The sequence below is a fragment of the Streptomyces africanus genome (assembly GCF_030816955.1).
GTDB lineage: Bacteria > Actinomycetota > Actinomycetes > Streptomycetales > Streptomycetaceae > Streptomyces > Streptomyces africanus.
Window position 1 is genome coordinate 2216312 of record NZ_JAUSYP010000001.1, and the last position, 19053, is coordinate 2235364.

The 19053-nt window shown below is 71.4% G+C and carries 14 protein-coding genes; 4 read left to right on the forward strand and 10 right to left on the reverse strand.

Features of this window, described 5'->3' with window-relative positions; translation table 11 throughout:
- Positions 1-268: 268 nt before the first annotated feature.
- From QF034_RS10350 to rsmH, 10 genes are all read right to left on the reverse strand, one after another.
- Positions 269-1063 (reverse strand): cell division protein FtsQ/DivIB, encoded by a 795-nt coding sequence (locus QF034_RS10350; RefSeq protein WP_307174655.1) that lies wholly within the window; start codon positions 1061-1063, stop codon positions 269-271.
- A gap of 26 nt (positions 1064-1089) precedes the next feature.
- Complete coding sequence (gene murG, locus QF034_RS10355; RefSeq protein ID WP_307174656.1) at positions 1090-2187, reverse strand: undecaprenyldiphospho-muramoylpentapeptide beta-N-acetylglucosaminyltransferase; 1098 nt, start codon at positions 2185-2187, stop codon at positions 1090-1092.
- A gap of 6 nt (positions 2188-2193) precedes the next feature.
- Positions 2194-3558 carry a putative lipid II flippase FtsW gene (ftsW, locus tag QF034_RS10360; RefSeq protein ID WP_307174657.1) on the reverse strand — a complete coding sequence of 455 codons (1365 nt, stop codon included), beginning with the start codon at positions 3556-3558 and terminating at the stop codon, positions 2194-2196.
- 156 nt (positions 3559-3714) lie between these two features.
- The gene (gene murD, locus QF034_RS10365) at positions 3715-5157 is read right to left on the reverse strand and encodes a UDP-N-acetylmuramoyl-L-alanine--D-glutamate ligase (RefSeq protein WP_307174658.1); all 1443 of its coding nucleotides are present in this window, start codon (positions 5155-5157) and stop codon (positions 3715-3717) included.
- A complete protein-coding gene (gene mraY / locus QF034_RS10370; protein ID WP_030848214.1) occupies positions 5139-6230 on the reverse strand; it encodes a phospho-N-acetylmuramoyl-pentapeptide-transferase in 1092 nt (363 codons plus the stop codon). The genes murD and mraY overlap by 19 nt, the downstream gene beginning before the upstream one ends.
- On the reverse strand, positions 6230-7645 hold the full coding sequence (locus QF034_RS10375; RefSeq protein ID WP_307174659.1) for a UDP-N-acetylmuramoyl-tripeptide--D-alanyl-D-alanine ligase: 1416 nt from the start codon (positions 7643-7645) through the stop codon (positions 6230-6232). Before QF034_RS10375 ends, mraY begins: the two co-directional genes overlap by 1 nt.
- A gap of 28 nt (positions 7646-7673) precedes the next feature.
- Positions 7674-9194 (reverse strand): UDP-N-acetylmuramoyl-L-alanyl-D-glutamate--2,6-diaminopimelate ligase, encoded by a 1521-nt coding sequence (locus tag QF034_RS10380; RefSeq protein ID WP_307174660.1) that lies wholly within the window; start codon positions 9192-9194, stop codon positions 7674-7676.
- 270 nt (positions 9195-9464) lie between these two features.
- Positions 9465-11423, reverse strand: a complete 1959-nt coding sequence (locus tag QF034_RS10385) for a peptidoglycan D,D-transpeptidase FtsI family protein (protein WP_370880938.1) — start codon at positions 11421-11423, stop codon at positions 9465-9467.
- Positions 11424-11428: 5 nt separating this feature from the next.
- Positions 11429-11878, reverse strand: a complete 450-nt coding sequence (ftsL, locus tag QF034_RS10390; protein WP_307174662.1) for a cell division protein FtsL — start codon at positions 11876-11878, stop codon at positions 11429-11431.
- Between the two features lie 45 nt (positions 11879-11923).
- Positions 11924-12925: a 16S rRNA (cytosine(1402)-N(4))-methyltransferase RsmH gene (gene rsmH / locus QF034_RS10395; RefSeq protein ID WP_307174663.1), complete on the reverse strand. Its 1002-nt coding sequence runs from the start codon at positions 12923-12925 to the stop codon at positions 11924-11926.
- A 379-nt stretch (positions 12926-13304) separates the two neighbouring features.
- Here rsmH and QF034_RS10400 point away from each other — a divergent pair, with 379 nt between their 5' ends.
- The 4 genes from QF034_RS10400 to QF034_RS10415 all read left to right on the forward strand — a co-directional run bounded on the left by QF034_RS10400 (position 13305) and on the right by QF034_RS10415 (position 18929).
- On the forward strand, positions 13305-13856 hold the full coding sequence (locus QF034_RS10400) for a beta-class carbonic anhydrase (RefSeq protein WP_307174664.1): 552 nt from the start codon (positions 13305-13307) through the stop codon (positions 13854-13856).
- 278 nt (positions 13857-14134) lie between these two features.
- Positions 14135-15175 carry an AAA family ATPase gene (locus tag QF034_RS10405; protein ID WP_307174665.1) on the forward strand — a complete coding sequence of 347 codons (1041 nt, stop codon included), beginning with the start codon at positions 14135-14137 and terminating at the stop codon, positions 15173-15175.
- Positions 15175-16536: a DUF58 domain-containing protein gene (locus QF034_RS10410; protein ID WP_307174666.1), complete on the forward strand. Its 1362-nt coding sequence runs from the start codon at positions 15175-15177 to the stop codon at positions 16534-16536. Before QF034_RS10405 ends, QF034_RS10410 begins: the two co-directional genes overlap by 1 nt.
- Positions 16536-18929 (forward strand): transglutaminase TgpA family protein, encoded by a 2394-nt coding sequence (locus QF034_RS10415; protein WP_307174667.1) that lies wholly within the window; start codon positions 16536-16538, stop codon positions 18927-18929. Before QF034_RS10410 ends, QF034_RS10415 begins: the two co-directional genes overlap by 1 nt.
- Positions 18930-19053 lie beyond the last annotated feature (124 nt).

The following is a 19053-nucleotide window of genomic DNA, read 5'->3' on the forward strand; positions in this document are numbered from 1 at the left end:
AGTTACGTGTCGCCGAATCACCGTGGCGCGCTGCGCCCCGCGACCCGACGACTGATGCCGAATGGGACGGTCCGTATCGCCGACCCGAACCCTAACCCTGAAGTTTAGGGTTACCAGTGTGTCTGTTCCTTGGAGTCTTCTGAACAGGACACTAAGTCGACAAGTGGCGCTCCTTCAACGAACACGCCGAACCTCCCGTTTTTCTTTTCACCCTATGTGATCAGCCGTAGCACTGCCCAACCAGGGTGCTGGCCTGCGCGGATGTGCGTCAACTCCCTGATGACGCGGGCGCGGTGGGAACACTCACGTCGAAGTACCGCGCACCGGGCGAGGCTTTCATCAGAGCCGTGAGGGTACGAGCCTTCGCGGCACCCTTCTCGCTGCTCCCCCAGGCGACCCTGCGGCCGTCCCTCAACTCCAGCGAGATGTCGTCGTAGGAGCGGACCTTGACGGTCCGTGTGTCGCGTGCGACGGCGGACGGGACGGCACGGGCGACGCCCACCGCCTCACGCACCAGCCTGGCCTCGCCGAAGCGGCGCAGGCTCGCGGCGGCGGAGCTGGACCGGGAGAGCGTCAATTCCAGTGCGGGCACGCCTTTCGGCGCCTCGGAAACCGTGGCGAAACGGACACCTTCATCGTCCACTTCGATGAACTTTCCGGCCTTTTGGACAATCAGAACCGGAGTCCGCTCGACCACTTTCAGGTCGATTCCATGGGGCCAGGAACGGACCACGTCAACCGAGTCAATTCGGGGCAATTTTTGCCGCAGTCGCGTCTCGATCGCATCGGTGTCGACGGAAATCAGCGGCTTTCCGAGGGGGACGTCGGCGGCCGCCTCGACCTGATCCGGCGCCAGGACCCGGGTCCCCGACACGGAGACGTGCTCGGCCCGCAGCCAGTCGGAGCCGTAGAACAGCCAGACCGTCGGGATGCCGAGGAAGACCAGGGCGAGGCCCAGGATGACGATCATACGAAGGTGCCGTCGCCTCAGACGCCTGACGGGCGGCGGGCCGGACGACTCCTGCTGGCGTTCACCGCGCTCGGCGGTGGTCGATCCGGCCACGCTCCCCTGCCTTCCGTCATACGGTCCTAGCGGTGTGCACGAGCCGCGGCGATCGCCTCGTACACCATGCCGACGAGCAGGTCGTCGGCGTCCCGGCGGCCGAACTCGGCGGCGGCGCGGGACATCTGGTACAGCCGGTGCGGGTCGGCGAGCACGGGCAGGACGTGTCGCTGGACCCACTCGGGGGTCAGCTCCGCGTCGTCGACCAGCAGTCCGCCGCCGGCCTTGACCACCGGCTGGGCGTTGAGCCGCTGTTCGCCGTTGCCGATGGGCAGCGGAACGTAGGCGGCCGGGAGCCCGACGGCGGAGAGCTCGGCGACGGTCATCGCGCCCGCGCGGCAGAGCATCATGTCGGCCGCGGCGTACGCGAGGTCCATCCGGTCCAGGTAACTTACCGGGATGTAGGGGGGCATTCCCGGCATCTGCTGGACCTGCGGCAGTTCGTTCTTCGGACCGACCGCGTGCAGGATCTGGATACCGGCCTGCTGGAGCCAGGGCGCGACCGTCTGCACGACCTCGTTGAGGCGGCGGGCGCCCTGGGAGCCGCCGGAGACCAGCAGCGTGGGCAGGTTGGGGTCGAGCCCGAACGCGGCGCGGGCCTCGGGGCGTACGGCGGCCCGGTCCAGGGTGGCGATGGAGCGGCGCAGCGGGATGCCGATGTAGCGGGAGTTCCGCAGCTTGCTGTCGGGCGTGGAGACGGCGACCTGGCTGGCGTACCGCGAGCCGATCTTGTTGGCCAGGCCCGGGCGGGCGTTGGCCTCGTGGATGACGATCGGCACGCCCAGGCGCTTGGCCGCGAGGTAGCCGGGCAGGGCAACGTAGCCGCCGAAGCCGACCACGGCGTCCGCCTTGGTGCGCTCCAGGATCTGCTCGGTCGCCTTGATCGTCCCGCGCAGCCGGCCCGGGACTGTGATCAGCTCGGGAGTGGGCTTGCGTGGCAGCGGTACGGCGGGGATCAGCGCGAGTTCGTACCCGCGCTCGGGTACGAGACGCGTCTCCAGGCCTCGCTCCGTGCCCAGGGCCGTGATGCCCACGGTCGGATCCTGCCTGCGCAGGGCGTCCGCGAGGGCGAGCGCGGGCTCGATGTGGCCCGCGGTTCCTCCGCCGGCGAGTACGACATGCACCGAAATTCACCGCTCTCCGGACGAACGCGCCGCCGAGGCGCGCCGTCGCATCGTGTTCCATCTCCGGGGACTCCGGCCGGAACCGGTTCCCCCAGCCCCCCGTTTTCTACCAAAGCGGGGTTGCCGCATCGCAAGCGCTGCCCGCGCAGCGGGCTCGTCGCGCGCGAAGGCGATCAGCAGCCCGATGGCGAACATGGTCGGCAGCAGGGCGGATCCCCCGTAGGAGAACAGCGGGAGGGGGACGCCGGCGATCGGCAGCAGACCGAGCACCGCACCGATGTTGATCACGGCCTGGGCCGTGATCCAGGTGGTCACGCCTCCCGCGGCATACCTCACGAAGGGGTCCTCCGTGCGTCCGGCCACGCGGATACCCGCATAGCCTAGAGCCGCGAAGAGGGCGAGTACCGACAGCGTCCCCGCCAGGCCCAGTTCCTCACCGGTGACGGCGAAGATGAAGTCGGTGTGGGCTTCGGGGAGTTGACCCCATTTCTCCACACTCGCCCCCAGCCCCGAGCCGAAGATTCCGCCGGAGGCGAGGGCGTAGATGCCGTGCACGGCCTGCCAGCAGTCGACCGGTCCCGACTGGGGTTCGGTGGCGCCGAGGCACTGCAGGCGCGCCATGCGGTTCGCGCTGGTCTTGATCAGGATCAGGCCGAGTACGGCGGCGATCGACAGCACCCCGGCGAACAGGCGCGTGGGTGCGCCGGCCAGCCAGAGCAGGCCGAACAGGATGGCCGTGAGGATGATCGCGGTGCCCATGTCGCCGCCGATCATGATCAGCCCGAGCAGCATGAACGCGGCCGGCACGAGAGGAACCAGCATGTGCTTCCACTGGGTCAGCAGCCTCTTGTCCTGCTTGCGGGCGAGCAGGTCGGCGCCCCACAGCACGAGCGCGAGCTTGCCGAACTCGCTGGGCTGGATCTGGAAGGAGCCGCCGACCGCGATCCAGTTCTGGTTGCCGTTGACCGACACTCCTATCCCGGGGATCTGCACGAGGGCCATGAGGAAGACGGCGCCGGCGAGGATCGGGTAGGCCAGGGCCCGGTGCAGCTTCACCGGCATGCGCGAGGCGGCGAACAGCAGCCCGGCTCCGATCACGGCGGCCAGCAGCTGCTTGCGGAAGAAGTACGAACCCGGCAGCGACATCTGGAGCGCGGTGATCTGGGAGGCCGAGTAGACCATCACCAGGCCCAGCACGGTGATCAGCAGACTGCCGCCGAAGATGAGGTAGTAGGCGGTCAGCGGCCGGTCCCAGCCCCGGCGCGCGCGGGTGTAGAAGGCCAGGACGCGGTTCTCGCGGGCGAGCCGGGGCGCGGCGGGGCGCTTGGAAGCGCGGGGGACGGGAGGCCGCCCGGTGCGGCTGGTGGGCATCGCCGCTCACCCCGCCTTGCCGGAGGGGAACGTTCCGCGGCCAGGGGGCGCTTTGAAGGACCTAACACTCCCTGGCCGCTCGGGCACCAGCCGCATCCGTGTCACGTGTCCCTCCCAGATACGCCCGGCGCCGCCGCCGGGCGAGGCGGACCCGGGTCAGCCGTCGACGGAGCCGAGCTCGCGAACGGCGTCCGCGAAAGCGTCCCCGCGCTTGTTGTAGTTGGCGAACATGTCCATGGAGGCGCAGGCCGGAGCCAGCAGCACCGTGTCACCGGTCTGAGCGAGCCGCCGCGCCTCCTGGACCGCCGCGCGCATCGCCCCAGTGTCGGTCCGGTCGAGGTCGACGACGGGTACTTCGGGGGCGTGTCGCGCCAGGGCTTCGCGGATCAGCGCGCGGTCCGCGCCGATCAGCACGGCCCCGCGCAGCCGGGGCGCCGACTTGGCGACCAGCTCGTCGAAGGTGGCGCCCTTCGCGAGCCCGCCCGCGATCCACACGATCGACTCGTAGGCCGCCAACGAGGCTTCCGCGGCGTGGGTGTTGGTGGCCTTGGAGTCGTCGACGTACGCGACCCCGTCCACGTCGGCCACGTGCGCGATGCGGTGGGCGTCCGGGGTGAACGCCCGCAGGCCGTCCCGTACGGCCTTGGCGGGCACGCCGTAGGCCCGCGCGAGGGCCGCCGCCGCGAGGGCGTTGGCGATGTTGTGCGGGGCCGGCGGCTTGACGTCGGCGACCTCGGCGAGCTCCTGGGCGTTCTTCTGCCGGTTCTCGACGAAGGCGCGGTCGACCAGGATGCCCTCCACGACGCCGAGTTGGGAGGGCGCGGGCGTGCCGAGGGTGAAGCCGACGGCCCGGCAGCCCTCCTCGACGTCGGCCTCGCGGACCAGGTCCTCGGTGGCCTTGTCGGCGGCGTTGTAGACGCAGGCGACGCGATTGCCCTCGTAGATACGGCCCTTGTCGGCGGCGTACGCCTCCATGGAGCCGTGCCAGTCGAGGTGGTCGGGGGCGAGGTTGAGCACGACGGCCGAGTGGGCGCGCAGCGACGGCGCCCAGTGGAGCTGGTAGCTGGACAGCTCCACGGCCAGCACGTCGTACTGCTCCTCGCCGAGCACCGCGTCCAGCAGGGAGACGCCGATGTTGCCGACGGCGGCCGTGCGCAGGCCCGCCGCCTTCAGGATCGAGGCGAGCATCTGGACCGTGGTGGTCTTGCCGTTGGTGCCCGTGACGGCGAGCCACGGGGCCGCGTCGGGACCGCGCAGGCGCCAGGCCAGCTCGACGTCGCCCCAGACGGGCACGCCCGCCCGCTCCGCCGCCGCGAACAGCGGCTTGTCGGGCTTCCAGCCGGGCGCGGTGACGATCAGCTCGGTGCCCTCGGGCAGGGTGTCGCCGTCACCGAGGCGCACGGTGATGCCGAGCGCCTCCAGCTCGGCGGCCTGCGCCCGCGCGCGCTCGTCGGCGCCGTCGTTGACGGCCGTGACGATCGCGCCGAGGCCGTGCAGCACCTTGGCCGCCGGGACGCCGGAGACGCCGAGCCCGGCGACGGTGACGTGCTTGCCCTGGAAGTCGAAGGGCTCCGAGGAGGTCACTTGTCCGCTGCCCATCCTGCGTAGAAGAGGCCAAGTCCGACGATCACACAAATGCCCTGGATGATCCAGAAGCGGACCACGACGAGCACTTCGGACCAGCCCTTGAGTTCGAAGTGGTGCTGGAGTGGCGCCATCCGGAAGACGCGCTTGCCCGTGAGCTTGAAGGAGCCGACCTGGATGACCACCGACATGGTGATCAGGACGAACAGGCCGCCGAGGAGGGCGATCAGCAGCTCGGTGCGGGAGCAGATCGCGAGGCCGGCGAGCACACCGCCGAGCGCGAGCGACCCGGTGTCACCCATGAAGATCTTGGCCGGCGAGGTGTTCCACCACAGGAAGCCGAGGCAGGCGCCCATCAGCGCGGAGGCCACCACCGCGAGGTCGAGGGGGTCCCGCACCTCGAAGCAGGCGCCCGGGTTGGTCAGCGTCTGCGCGTTGGCGCACGACTCCTGGAACTGCCAGACACCGATGAAGGTGTAGGCGCCGAACACGAGCACCGAGGCGCCGGTCGCCAGACCGTCCAGACCGTCGGTCAGGTTCACGCCGTTCGACATCGCGAGGATCATGAACAGCGCCCAGACCACGAACAGCACGGGGCCGATCGTCCAGCCGAAGTCCGTGATGAACGACAGCTTCGTGGAGGCGGGGGTGTTGCCGCGGTTGTCCGCGAACTGCAGCGAGAGCACCGCGAAGCCGATGCCGACGATCAGCTGGCCGGCCATCTTCGCCTTGGCCCGCAGACCCAGCGAACGCCGCTTGACGATCTTGATGTAGTCGTCGAGGAAGCCGACCAGGCCCATGCCGACCATCAGGCCGAGCACCAGCAGACCCGAGAAGGTCGGCGCCGCGTCGACGTCCGGGTCGAGATAGCCCGTGATCACCTTGGCCAGGAAGTACGCGGCGACCGTCGCCAGGATGAAGGCGATACCGCCCATGGTCGGCGTTCCGCGCTTGCTGGCGTGCTCGCGCGGGCCGTCGTCGCGGATGTACTGGCCGTAGCCCTTGCGCGCGAGGAGCTTGATCAGCAGCGGGGTGCCGACCAGCGTCAGGAAGAGGCCAATGACTCCTGCGAACAGGATCTGCTTCATCATCGGGCGGAAACCTCACCCTCGGCACCGGTCTCGAGCAGCGCCTGGGCAACGCGCTCGAGGCCGACCGAACGGGACGCCTTCACGAGTACGACGTCTCCCGGGCGCAACTCGCTGCGCAACAGGTCGATCGCCGCCTGTGCGTCGGACACGTGCACCGACTCCTCACCCCACGAACCCTCGTTATATGCGCCCAGTTGCAGCCAGGCGGCTTCCCTGCCACCGACCGCGACGAGCTTGCTGACGTTGAGCCGGACGGCGAGCCGTCCGACCGCGTCGTGCTCGGCGAGAGCCTCGTCCCCGAGCTCGGCCATCTGGCCGAGCACCGCCCACGTACGACGCCCCTTGCCGATGGCCACGAGCGCGCGCAGCGCGGCCTTCATGGACTCGGGGTTCGCGTTGTAGGCGTCGTTGACGACCGTCACGCCGTCCGGGCGCTCGGTGACCTCCATCCGCCAGCGGGAGAGGGAGCCCGCCTCGGAGAGCGCGACGGCGATCTCGTCTGCGGACATGCCCAACTCGTGGGCGACGGCGGCCGCGGCGAGCGCGTTCGACACGTGGTGCTCACCGTACAGGCGCATGGTCACATCGCTTGCACCGGAGGGTGTGTGAAGCCTGAACGAGGGCTGTCCGGTGTCCGTGAGTCGCACGTTCTCGGCGGACACGTCCGCTTCGCCGGACTCTCCGAAAAAGATCACCTTCGCCTTCGTACGGGTGGCCATCGCCCGGACGTAGGGGTCGTCCGCGTTGAGGACGGCCGTCCCGCCGTCGGCCTCGGACGGGAGGGACTCGACGAGTTCGCCCTTGGCCTGGGCGATCTGCTCCCGGCCGCCGAACTCGCCGATGTGGGCGCTGCCGACGTTCAGCACGAGGCCGATCTTCGGAGGCGTCAGACTCGTGAGGTAGGAGATGTGCCCGATGCCGCGGGCGCCCATCTCCAGGACGAGGAACCGGGTCTCCTCGGTCGCGCTGAGCGCGGTCAGCGGCAGTCCGATCTCGTTGTTGAGCGAGCCGGGCGTGAACACCGTCGGCGCCTTGCGCTGGAGCACCTGCGCGATGAGGTCCTTGGTGCTGGTCTTGCCCGCCGAGCCGGTGAGGGCGACGAGCGTGGCACCGAGGCGCCGTACGACGTGCCGCGCGAGGGCGCCGAGGGCGGTCTGGACGTCGTCCACGACGATCGCGGGCACGCCGACGGGCCGGGTGCCGAGCACGGCCACCGCTCCCGCCTCGACGACCGCCGCCGCGAAGTCGTGGCCGTCCACGCGCTCCCCGGCGAAGGCCACGAACAGGCTGCCCGGCCCCGCCTCGCGGGAGTCCCGGACGACCGGGCCGGTGACCTGGACGGTCGGATCCGGTATGTCGTACGTCTGCCCGCCGACGACTTCTGCGATCTCGGCGAGGGAGAGGGCGATCACAAGTTCATCCCCTGGATCATGCGGGAATTCATCCCTGGGTCTTCTGAATGGCTTCGCGAAGCACCTGGCGGTCGTCGAACGGACGGACCACCCCGGCGATGTCCTGCCCCTGCTCGTGGCCCTTGCCCGCGACCAGCACGGTGTCGCCCGGCTCGGCACGGGCGACGGCGGCGGCGATCGCGGCGGCCCGGTCCTCGAAGACCTGCACCTCGCCGCGCTCGTGCGCGGGCACGGAGGCCGCGCCCTGGAGCATCGTGGCGAGGATCGCGAGGGGGTCCTCGGAGCGGGGGTTGTCGGAGGTCAGTACGGCGGTGTCGGCGAGCCGGGCCGCGGCGGCGCCCATCGGCTCGCGCTTGGTCTTGTCCCGGTCGCCGCCACAGCCGAGGACGATGTGCAGCCGGCCCTCGGTGACCTTGCGCAGGGCGCGCAGCACGGACTCGACGGCGTCGGTCTTGTGGGCGTAGTCGACGACCGCGAGGTATGGCTGTCCGGCGTCCACGCGCTCCAGGCGGCCCGGTACACCGGGTACGGCCGCGACGCCGTCGGCGGCGGCCTGCGGGTCGAGGCCGGCAACGGCGAGGGCGACGATCGCGGCGAGGGTGTTGGCCACGTTGAAGGGCCCCGGCAGCGGCGACTTGGCGCTGATCCGCTCGCCCTTGGGTCCGACGACGGTGAACGTCGAGTCGAGCCGGCCGACCTCGACGTCCTCGGCGCGCCAGTCGGCGTCGGGGTGGCCCTCGGCGGAGTAGGTGACGACCGGGACGGTGGCCTCGTTCGCCAGCCTGCGGCCGTACTCGTCGTCGACGTTGACCACGCCGAGTTTGCCCCGTTCCGGCGTGAACAGCTGCGCCTTGGCCCGGAAGTAGTCCTCCATGTCGGAGTGGAACTCCATGTGTTCCGGGCTGAGGTTGGTGAAGACGCCGATGTCGAAGACGCAGCCGTCGACGCGGCCGAGGACCAGGGCGTGGCTGGACACCTCCATGGCGACCGCCTCGACGCCGCGTTCGCGCATGACGGCGAACAGGGCCTGGAGGTCGGTGGCTTCGGGCGTGGTGCGCTCGGACTTGATGCGCTCGTCGCCGATGCGCATCTCGACCGTGCCGATCAGGCCGGTGGACCTGACGGTTTTCAGACCGCCCTCGACGAGGTAGGCGGTGGTGGTCTTGCCGGAGGTGCCGGTGATGCCGATCTGGAGCAGGTCCCGGCCGGGGTGGCCGTAGATCGTGGCCGCCAGCTCGCCCATCTGTGCGCGTGGGGCCTCGACGACCAGGACCGGCAGCCCGGAGGCGGCCGCGCGCTCGGCGCCGGTGGGGTCGGTCAGCACGGCGGCCGCGCCGAGGCTCGCGGCCTGCTCGACGAAGTCGGCGCCGTGCAGACGGGCGCCCGGGAGGGCGGCGTACAGGTCGCCGGGGCGCACGGCGCGTGAGTCGTGGGTGATGCCCGTGACGTCGGCGGCGCCCTCCGGCGCTGGAGCACCCAGCTGGTCGGCCAGTTCCGCGAGGGGTGTGGCGGAGACCTGCGCCGGCCTGGGCGGCCCGGGGTATGTCACGGGATGGCCCTTCTGGGTGGTTTGGGACTGATCAGCGTGTGGCACGGCGGTGAGCGTACCGGGCGTACCCGCCTCCGGGCGAAGTGAGGGGCGGGGGGCGCTCTGGTTCCCGGGATCGGGGGTGATCGTTGTCACGGGGGCGGTCCTGGTGGCTCGGTGGTGCTCGGTGCTGATCAGGGGCTTGGCGGTTCGGGGTCGGTTCGATTCTCGCGGGTCGGTTCGCGGGGAGGCGGTCCGGGTTCTCGGGGGGCCGGGTTCTCGGGGGCCGGTTCAGTTCTTGAACGTGACGGGCAGCCTCGCGGGCTTGGCCCCGGTCGGCGGGACCTGGAGGGACTTCAGTGCGAACTCCATGACCTGCTTGTAGACGGGGCCGCAGATCTGGCCTCCGAAGTAGTTGCCCTTGGTGGCGTTCTGGATGGCGCAGTAGACGGTGATGCGGGGCTTGTCGGCGGGGGCGAACCCGGCGAAGGAGGAGGTGTAGCCGTGGTACTTGCCGGTGGCCGGATCCACGCGGTTGGCGGTGCCCGTCTTGCCCGCGACGCGGTAGCCGGGGATGCGCGCCTTGGTGCCCGTTCCCTCCTCGTCGTCCACGACCGACTCCAGCATCTGGGCGAGGGTCTTCGCCGTCTTGGCGCTGACGACCCGGGTCTTCTCGGGCTTGGGGGCCGGGGTGAAGCCACCGTCGGGGCCCTTGGTGCCGCGCACGAGCGTGGGTTCGACCCGGACGCCGCCGTTGGCGATGGTCGAGTACACCGACGCCGCCTGCATGGCGTTGATGGAGACGCCCTGGCCGAAAGGGATCGTGTACTGCTGCGAGGTCGACCACTTGTCGGGCGGGGCGAGGATGCCCTTGGTCTCGCCGGGGAAGCCGAGGCCGGTGTAACTGCCGAGGCCGAACTTGCGCAGGTAGTCGTAGAGGACCTTGTTGGACTGGGCCTGGGTCCTGCCGAGCTGCCCGGTGGCGAGGATGGTGCCGATGTTGCTGGACTTGGCGAGGACGCCGTTGAGCGTCAGGTGCCAGGTCGGGTGGTCGATGTCGTCCTTGAAGAGCCGGTCGCCGCGGTGCAGCCGGTTGGGCACGACGACGTGGGTCATCGGCGTGGCGGCGCCCTCCTGGAGGACGGCCGCCATCGACATGACCTTGGCGGTGGAGCCGGGCTCGAAGGCGTCCTGGAGGGCCGCGTTGCCGAGGGCCGCGGGGTCGGCGCCGGACAGGTCGTTGGGGTCGAACCCGGGTGAGTTGGCCATGGCCAGAACCTGCCCGGTGCGGGTGTCCTGGACGATGACGTAACCGCGGTCGGCCGCGGACTCCTTGACCTGGTCGCTGATGGCCTTCTGGGCGGCCCACTGGATGTCGCGGTCGATGGTGAGCTCGACGTCGCTGCCGGGCACGGCGGGTGTCTCGGTGGAACCCGCGGTGGGGACGAGCCGGCCACCGGACTGGGCGTAGCGGATCTTGCCGTCCTTGCCGGCCAGCCGCTTGTTCAACTGGAGCTCGATGCCGCCGCCGGGCTTGCCCTCGCCGTTGACCCAGCCCAGTATCCCGGCGGCGAGGTCGCCCGCCGGGTACACGCGCTTGCTGGTGGCGACGGAGAAGACACCCGCCAGGACGTTGTGCGCGGACTTGTCGGTCTGCTCCTTCTTGGCGAGCGCGGCCTTCAGGTCCTTGATCTGCTTCCAGACCTGCGGGGTCTGGCGGGAGGCGAGCTTGACGTACCGCAGCGCCTTGTTCTTCGGCCGGAGCTTCTCCACCAGGGTCTCCTGCTCCTGGCCCAGGATCGGCGCGAGCAGCGCGGCCGCCTGCTCGGGCCCGTCCCCGATCTTCAGCTCGTCGGGGGCGAACATCGTGGGGTCGGCCGTGATGTCGTAGGCGTCCTCACTGGTCGCCAGGGCCACACCGGACCGGTCGGTGATCTCGCCTCGGTCGGCGGCCAGGACCTGCCCGACGTAGCGGTTCTGTTCGGCCTTGGCGGCGTACGTGCTCGCGTCGACGGCCTGCACCTGGAACAGCCGCACGACGAAGGCGATCAGCACCAGCGTCAGCGCCAGCCCGACCAGACGCAGCCGGGGGCGCGGGCTGCCCAGCCGGAGGGGCTTGGACGCCGCCGGACGCGCCGGAGCCGGGCGACGGGCCGGACGGGCACCGGGCCCGGGACGGCGCCGGGCGTCGGGCCTAGCGGGCCTGGCGGGGCCGGGCACGCGGCGGCGCGGGGGTTCCCTGTCGGTCACTTCCGTCACCTGCCGAAGGTCGAGGTGGAGCCGTTGGACATGGCCTCGGGGGCCAGGACCAGGGGGATGTGGGCGGAGGTCTGCCCGACGCCGGGGGCGGGGCTGGGGACGCCCTTGACGGTGCCGTCGGGGGCGAGGAAGGCGGGGTCGCCGCCGGGGACCATGCCGAGTTCGCGGGCGCGGCGCTGGAGGGCCTCGGGAGCGGAGTAGGCGTCGATGTCCCGCTGCAGGGCCTGTTCCTCGTCGGTGAGGCTCTTGGTCTCTCGCTGGAGGTCGTCGAGCTTGAACGCGCCTTCGCTGAGGGCCGAGTTCAGCACCAGGAGGCCGATGAGACCACCGCCGAGGAGGAGGACCACGAGGAGGACGAAGGGGGTGCGGGCCGCCTGCCCGGGGCCGGTCGGGAAGAGCTGTGCCAGACGCGCCGCCCTCCCCTTCAGTTCGGGTTTACTGCTCACTCACGCTCCCTGGGGTCCGGGACACCCGCACGCCCTGCACGTGGCTCACTCGATGTCCTCCCTGATGCGCTGGGCGCCGCGCAGTCGCGCCGGCGCCGCCCGCCGGTTCTCGGCGATCTCCTCCTCGGTGGGGAGTTCGGCACCACGCGTGAGCAGCTTGAGCCGCGGCTGGTAGCGCTCGGGCACGACGGGCAGCCCGGGCGGCGCCGTGGTGGCGGCACCCGCCGCGAACACCTGCTTGACCAGCCGGTCCTCCAGCGAGTGGTACGACAGCACGGCGATCCGCCCGCCCACGTCCAGCGCCTTCACGGCGGCCGGGATCGCCCGCTCCAGGACGGCGAGCTCGCCGTTGACCTCGATGCGCAGGGCCTGGAAGGTGCGCTTGGCCGGGTTGCCGCCGGTGCGCTTGGCGGCCTGCGGCAGCGCGTCCCGGATCAGCTCGACCAGCCGCGCGCTGGTGCTGAACGGCTCCTTCTCGCGCTCGCGCACGATCGCGGACACGATCCGCTTGGCCTGCTTCTCCTCGCCGTACGCCCGGAGGATGCGCACCAGCTCGCCCGGCGGGTACGTGTTGAGGACCTCGGCGGCGCTGACTCCGGACGTCTGGTCCATCCGCATGTCGAGCGGGGCGTCCTGGGCGTAGGCGAAGCCGCGGTCGGCCTCGTCGAGTTGCATGGAGGAGACGCCGAGGTCGAACAGCACGCCCTGCACGCGCGCGATGCCGAGCTTGTGCAGCACCTCGGGGAGCTCGTCGTACACCGCGTGGACGAGGGTGGCGCGCTCCCCGTGGGGCGCGAGGCGGTCGCCGGACAGGCGCAGGGCCTCCTTGTCGCGGTCGAGGGCGACGAGACGGACCCCGGGGAACCTCTCCAGGAGCGCTTCGCTGTGGCCGCCGAGGCCGAGGGTGCAGTCGACGACCACGGCGTCCGGGCCCTCCAGGGCGGGTGCCAGCAGATCCAGGCACCGCTGGAGCATCACCGGGACGTGTCGACTTTGTCCCTCCCGTCGCCCGCCACCACCCACATTCGAATGCGCTTCGCGCCCCATTGATCCTGGGCCCTCTCAGATCCGGCGCGGCCCTACGCACCGCCGGGTCCCCGCCCGCTCGTGAAGGGGAGGCCTGCCGGCGCCGGAAGCGTCAGCCGACCGGGAGCGGGAGGAGGCCGAGCCGTACGTACGCGCCGCGCACGTGGGGAGATCTCCGGTGGTCGCCGGAATCTCCGGGGAAAACAGTCCAGCGGGGAGAGTCTCGCCTCCCGCTTCGCGTCACTTTAGTCCACCCTGTCTCCCGGTCAATCAACCGGCCTGCGCGTCGCGACCGCCGACACATCACCCTTGTGGGTTACCTCACATCACAGGCTGGCTGACATTCTTTGTCCACTCTCACAAGAGGCTCGGACGGGGTGTGACCAGTAACGTCATGCATATGACGACTTCTGCATCGGTTCCCACAGCCTCGGAGAACACCCCGGCCGGCGGCGGCACGGTCACCGACCGCCTCGTCGACGCCAACGCCCGGTACGCCGCCGAGTTCACCGACCCGGGGATGGACGCCCGGCCCGTGCTGCACGTCGCCGTCGTGGCCTGCATGGACGCCCGACTCGATCTGCACGCGGCGCTCGGTCTCGAACTGGGCGACTGCCACACGATCCGCAACGCGGGCGGCGTCGTCACCGACGACGTGATCCGCTCCCTCACCATCAGCCAGCGCAAGCTGGGGACGCGCAGCATCGTCCTCATCCACCACACGGGCTGCGGTCTGGAGAGCCTCACCGAGGACTTCCGCAACGAGCTGGAGGCCGAGGTCGGCCAGCGCCCGGCGTGGGCGGTGGAGTCCTTCCGGGACGTCGACCAGGACGTACGGCAGTCGATGCAGCGCGTGCGCACCTCGCCGTTCCTGCCGCACACGGACGATGTGCGGGGCTTTGTCTTCGACGTGAAGACCGGCCGACTGCGCGAGGTCGACCCCGCCGTCTGACCTGGTCGCCCGCCCCGGACACAACCTCTCGCAGCTGTCGAAAGCCTGTCAGTCACACGTTCGAATGGTCGCAAGTCCGACATATCGCGGCCAGTTATCCACAGTCGAGTGACACGAATCGGTAACGGCAGCAAGAATGCGGGAGTGGCGTCACGCGGAACTTTCCACGCGTGGTGTCCGTGGTTCGGGGTGGGCCGGCCCGCGTCTTGGGGCGTCGGCCCGGGAAAATGGGGTATCCCGTGCTCCCTGGGAGCAAGGGAAAGGCCGAGGAGGGCCGGGTGACGACCTATGACGATCGAGCGAGCCTCACTGATCTGACCGCCGTGGTGGAACGCGTGCGGGAGTCGGTGGAAGGCGTGATCGAGGGCAAGCCCGAGGTCGTACGGCTCTCGCTGACCGTACTGCTCGCCGAGGGACATCTGCTGATCGAGGACGTCCCGGGCGTCGGCAAGACGATGCTCGCCAAGGCACTGGCGCGGTCCATCGACTGCTCGGTGCGGCGCATCCAGTTCACGCCCGACCTGCTGCCCTCGGACATCACCGGTGTGTCCATCTGGGACCAGCAGCGCCGCGACTTCGAGTTCAAGCCGGGCGCGATCTTCGCGCAGGTGGTGATCGGCGACGAGATCAACCGCGCCTCGCCCAAGACGCAGTCCGCGCTCCTGGAGTCCATGGAGGAGCGCCAGGTCACCATCGACGGCCAGACCTACGAGCTGCCCAGCCCCTTCATGGTGGTGGCGACGCAGAACCCGGTCGAGATGGAGGGCACCTATCCGCTGCCGGAGGCCCAGCGCGACCGCTTCATGGCCCGGGTCTCGGTCGGCTACCCGAGCGCCGAGGCCGAGCTGCGGATGCTGGACGTGCACGGCGGCGTCTCGCCGCTGGAGGACCTCCAGCCCGTGGCCCACGCGCACGAGGTCCTCAAGCTGATCGAGGCGGTGCGCGGCGTCCACGTCGCCGATCCGGTCCGGCGCTACGCGGTGGACCTCGTCGGCGCCACGCGCACGCACCCCGACCTGAGACTGGGCGCCTCCCCGCGCGCGACGCTGCACCTGCTGCGCGCGGCGAAGGCGTCCGCAGCCCTGAGCGGCCGGGAGTACGCGCTGCCGGACGACGTGCAGGCACTCGCCGTCGCCGTCCTGGCCCACCGTCTGCTGCCCACCGCCCAGGCCCAGCTCAACCGACGCACGGCCGAGCAGGTCGTCGAGGAGATCCTCCAGCGCACTCCGGTGCCGGCCGCGCCCCAGCAGCCAGGCGGGTTCGGCGGCCTCGGCCGGGGTGTGCCGGTGTATCCCCAGCAGCCGCCGCGGAGGCTGTGATGACCACCGCGGGGACGGGGCAGGCGGAGGCCGACCGGGGCGAGAAGGGCGGCATCCGCACCGCCCTGGCCGGTCTGACCACCCGCGGACGCTCCTTCCTGGCCGCCGGCGTCGCGGCCGCCGTCTGTGCGTATGTGCTCGGGCAGAGCGACCTGCTGCGAGTGGGCCTGCTGCTGGCGGTGCTGCCGCTGGTGTGCGCGACGGTGCTGTACCGCACGCGCTACCGGGTCGCGGGCAGCCGCCGCCTCTCCCCCGCGCGCGTGCCGGCCGGCAGCGAGGCCCGGGTCCACCTGCGGATGGACAACGTCTCGCGGCTGCCCACGGGCCTGTTGATGCTCCAGGACCGGGTGCCGTACGTGCTAGGTCCCCGGCCCCGTTTCGTGCTCGACCGGGTGGAGGCGGGCGGCCGGCGCGAGGTGTCCTACCGGGTGCGCTCCGACCTGCGCGGCCGCTATCCGCTGGGCCCGCTCCAGCTGCGCCTGACCGACCCGTTCGGCATGTGCGAGCTGACCCGGTCCTTCTCCACGCACGACACCCTGACGGTGATCCCCCGGGTGGAGGCGCTGGCGCCGGTGCGCCTCAGCGGTGAGGCGAAGGGGTACGGCGACGGGCGCCAGCGCTCGCTCGCGCTGGCCGGCGAGGACGACGTGATCCCGCGCGGGTACCGCTACGGCGACGACCTGCGCCGGGTGCACTGGCGCTCGACCGCCCGCTACGGCGAGCTGATGGTGCGCCGCGAGGAGCAGCCGCAGCGCGCCCGCTGCACGGTGCTGCTCGACACCCGGGGCATCGCCTACCAGGGCGCGGGCCCCGACTCGGCCTTCGAGTGGGCCGTGTCGGGCGCCGCGTCGGTGCTGGTGCACATGCTCGAACGAGGCTTCTCGGTACGGCTGTTGACGGACACCGGCAACGCGATGCCAGGCGAGGGCGGAGACGGCTTCGCGGGCGCGAGCCAGGAGTCGGCGGACGCGGCCGGGCTGATGATGGACACCCTCGCGGTGATCGACCACTCCGACGGCGCGGGTCTGTCCCGGGCCTACGACGTGCTGCGCGGCGGGAACGAGGGGCTGCTGGTGGCCTTCCTCGGCGACCTGGACGAGGAGCAGGCGGCCGTGCTGGGCCGGATGCGGCAGCGCAGCCCGGGCGCGGTCGCCTTCGTGCTGGACAGCGACACCTGGGTGCGGGAACCGAGTGATGTGCCCGGTCCGTTGGACCGGAGCGGGGAGCGGCTGCGCATGCTGCGCGAGGCGGGCTGGACGGCCCTCGGCGTGCCGCGGGGTGCCTCCGTGGACGAGCTGTGGCGGCAGGCCGACCGGGAGCGCAGGGGCGTGGCCGTCGCGGGCGGCGGGGAGGGGCCGTGATGAGCGGGCGGGTACGACTGACGCTGGGCGCGTGGGCGGCCACGCTGATGGCCGCGTGCGCCCTGCTGCCCCTCGTCAAACCGGCGACGTGGATCGTGCAGGCGGCCTTCCTGCTGGCCGTGCAGGCGGGCGTGGGGGCCGCGGCCCGCCGGGTGCCGCTGGCGCGACCGCTGACGGTGGCGGCCCAGGCCGTGGTCACGGCGGTGCTGCTGACGTTCGTGTTCGCCCGTGAACAGGCCCTCGCCGGGCTGGTGCCCGGGCCGGAGGCCGTAGACCGCTTCGCGCTGCTGCTCCGGCAGGGCGGGGACGACATCGCGCGGTACGCGATCCCGGCGCCCCTGGAGTCCGACGGCATCCGGCTGATGCTCATCGGCGGTGTCCTGATCATCGGGCTGCTGGTGGACACCCTCGCGGTGACCTTCCGCAGTGCCGCTCCGGCCGGGCTGCCGCTGCTCGCGCTGTACTCGGTGGCCGCGGGGTTGTCCGACGGGGGCACGGACTGGCTGTGGTTCCTGGTCGCGGCGGCCGGCTATCTGATGCTGCTCCTGGCCGAGGGCCGGGACCGGCTGTCCCAGTGGGGCCGGGTCTTCGGCGGGGCCCCGCGCACGGCCGGAGGGGAACCGAGCGGCGCCGTCGCCCCGGTCCGCACCGGCCGGCGCATCGGCATGGTCGCGCTGGGCATCGCCCTGGTGGTGCCGCTCGGCCTGCCGGCGATGAACGGCGGCCTGCTGGACTCCGTGGGCACGGGCGCGGGCGGCGGCACGGGCAGCGGCGGCACGATCTCCGCCGTGAACCCGCTGGTGTCGCTGCGCGACAATCTGAACGTGGACGAGGACCGGCAGGTCCTCTCCGTGAAGACGAAGATGGCCGACGTCTCGGACCTCTATCTGCGGATCGTGTCCCTGGACGACTTCGACGGCACCACCTGGAAGCCGTCCCGGCGCTCCATCACCGCCGTGCCCAACGGCACCTTCCCGACCCCGATCGGCCTCGGCTCCGACGTCAAGCGCACGGAGGTCGACACCACGATCACGGCGGCCGGCTGGTACGCCCAGGACTGGCTGCCCATGCCGTACCCACCGAGCGGCGTCAGCATCCGGGGCAACTGGCGTTACGAGCCCCTGGGCATGACGCTGGTCGGCGACCACGGCCAGAACACGCGAGGGCTGACGTACCAGGTCAAGAGCCTGGACGTGCAGCCGACGGCGGAGCAGCTGGCCTCGGCCGGGCCCGCGCCGGCGGCCATCGAGCGCGACTTCACCAAGCTGCCCGACTCGCTGCCGTCGGTGGTGGCCCGCACCGCCCGCCAGGTCACCGCGGGCGCCGCCAACCCCTACGACCAGGCGGTCAAGCTGCAGGACTGGTTCGCCGTGACCGGCGGCTTCGAGTACGACACCCAGGTGCAGGTCGGCAGCGGCTCGGAGGGCATCGCCCGCTTCCTGAAGGACAAGCAGGGCTTCTGCGTGCACTTCTCCTTCGCGATGGCGGCGATGGCCCGCTCCCTGGACATACCGGCCCGGGTCGCGGTGGGCTTCGCGCCCGGTTCCCCGCAGGCGGACGGCTCGGTGTCGGTGGGGCTGCGCGACGCGCACGCCTGGCCCGAGCTGTACTTCGAGGGCGTGGGCTGGACCCGCTTCGAGCCGACCCCGAACCGCGGCTCGATGCCGCCGTACACCCTGCCGGACAACCCCGGCAGCTCGGTGCCGGACGAGGCGCGCCCGTCCCAGACGTCGTCCGCCGCGCCGTCCGCGACGCCCTCGACGAGTGACAGCTGCACGCCGGAGCAGAAGAAGCTGGACGGCGGATGCGCGAGCGAGTCCCCGCAGGCGGTGCTGCCCACCGGCGACGACGGCCCGAAGTGGTACGCGATCGCGGCCTGGACCCTGGGCGGCCTCGCCGTCCTGGCGCTCCCCCTGGCACCGATGCTGTGGCGCCGGCGGACCCGCGCGGTCCGGCTGGGGGCGCACGGCCGTGGCGAAGCGGACGCACTTCCGCACACACTGGCCGTGTGGCAGGAGCTGACCGACACGGCCTGGGACTTCGGCATCGCGCCGGACGACTCGCAGACGCCGCGCAAGGCTGCCGCCCGTATCGTCCGGCTGGGCTCCCTCGACGCGACGGCCGCGGCCTCGGTGCACCGGGTGGCGAACGCGGTGGAGCAGGTTCTGTACGCACCGCACCCCCGCCCGACGGCGGGCCTCGCGGACGACGTCCGCCGTGCGGCGGCGGGCCTGAGCGCCGGGGCCGGCCGCGGTGCCAGGCTCCGTGCGGTCCTGGTCCCGCGCTCCACGGTGCGCGTGGTGTGGGCGGTGTCGGCCTGGTGGTCGACCTTGCGGACCCGGGCCCTGGCGCTGCGGCCGACGTGGCGGAAGGCATCGGGCCAGCAGGGCTGAGCCGAGGGCCTCGCGCGCGGCACGCATGTGTCAGGGGCCGGGGCAGGGCTCGGTAGGCATACGTCAGGGGTGACCACCCGGTGGGTGGTCACCCCTGACTCATGTCCTTGCGTGTCCTGGAGAG

Coding starts and splice junctions, on each gene's coding strand:
- ftsW (WP_307174657.1), bottom strand. CDS start 3,558: ATGCCCACCAGCCGCACCGGGCGGCCTCCCGTCCCCCGCGCTTCCAAG.
- murD (WP_307174658.1), bottom strand. CDS start 5,157: ATGGGCAGCGGACAAGTGACCTCCTCGGAGCCCTTCGACTTCCAGGGC.
- mraY (WP_030848214.1), bottom strand. CDS start 6,230: ATGAAGCAGATCCTGTTCGCAGGAGTCATTGGCCTCTTCCTGACGCTG.
- rsmH (WP_307174663.1), bottom strand. CDS start 12,925: ATGGGGCGCGAAGCGCATTCGAATGTGGGTGGTGGCGGGCGACGGGAG.
- QF034_RS10400 (WP_307174664.1), top strand. CDS start 13,305: ATGACGACTTCTGCATCGGTTCCCACAGCCTCGGAGAACACCCCGGCC.
- QF034_RS10410 (WP_307174666.1), top strand. CDS start 15,175: ATGACCACCGCGGGGACGGGGCAGGCGGAGGCCGACCGGGGCGAGAAG.
- QF034_RS10415 (WP_307174667.1), top strand. CDS start 16,536: ATGAGCGGGCGGGTACGACTGACGCTGGGCGCGTGGGCGGCCACGCTG.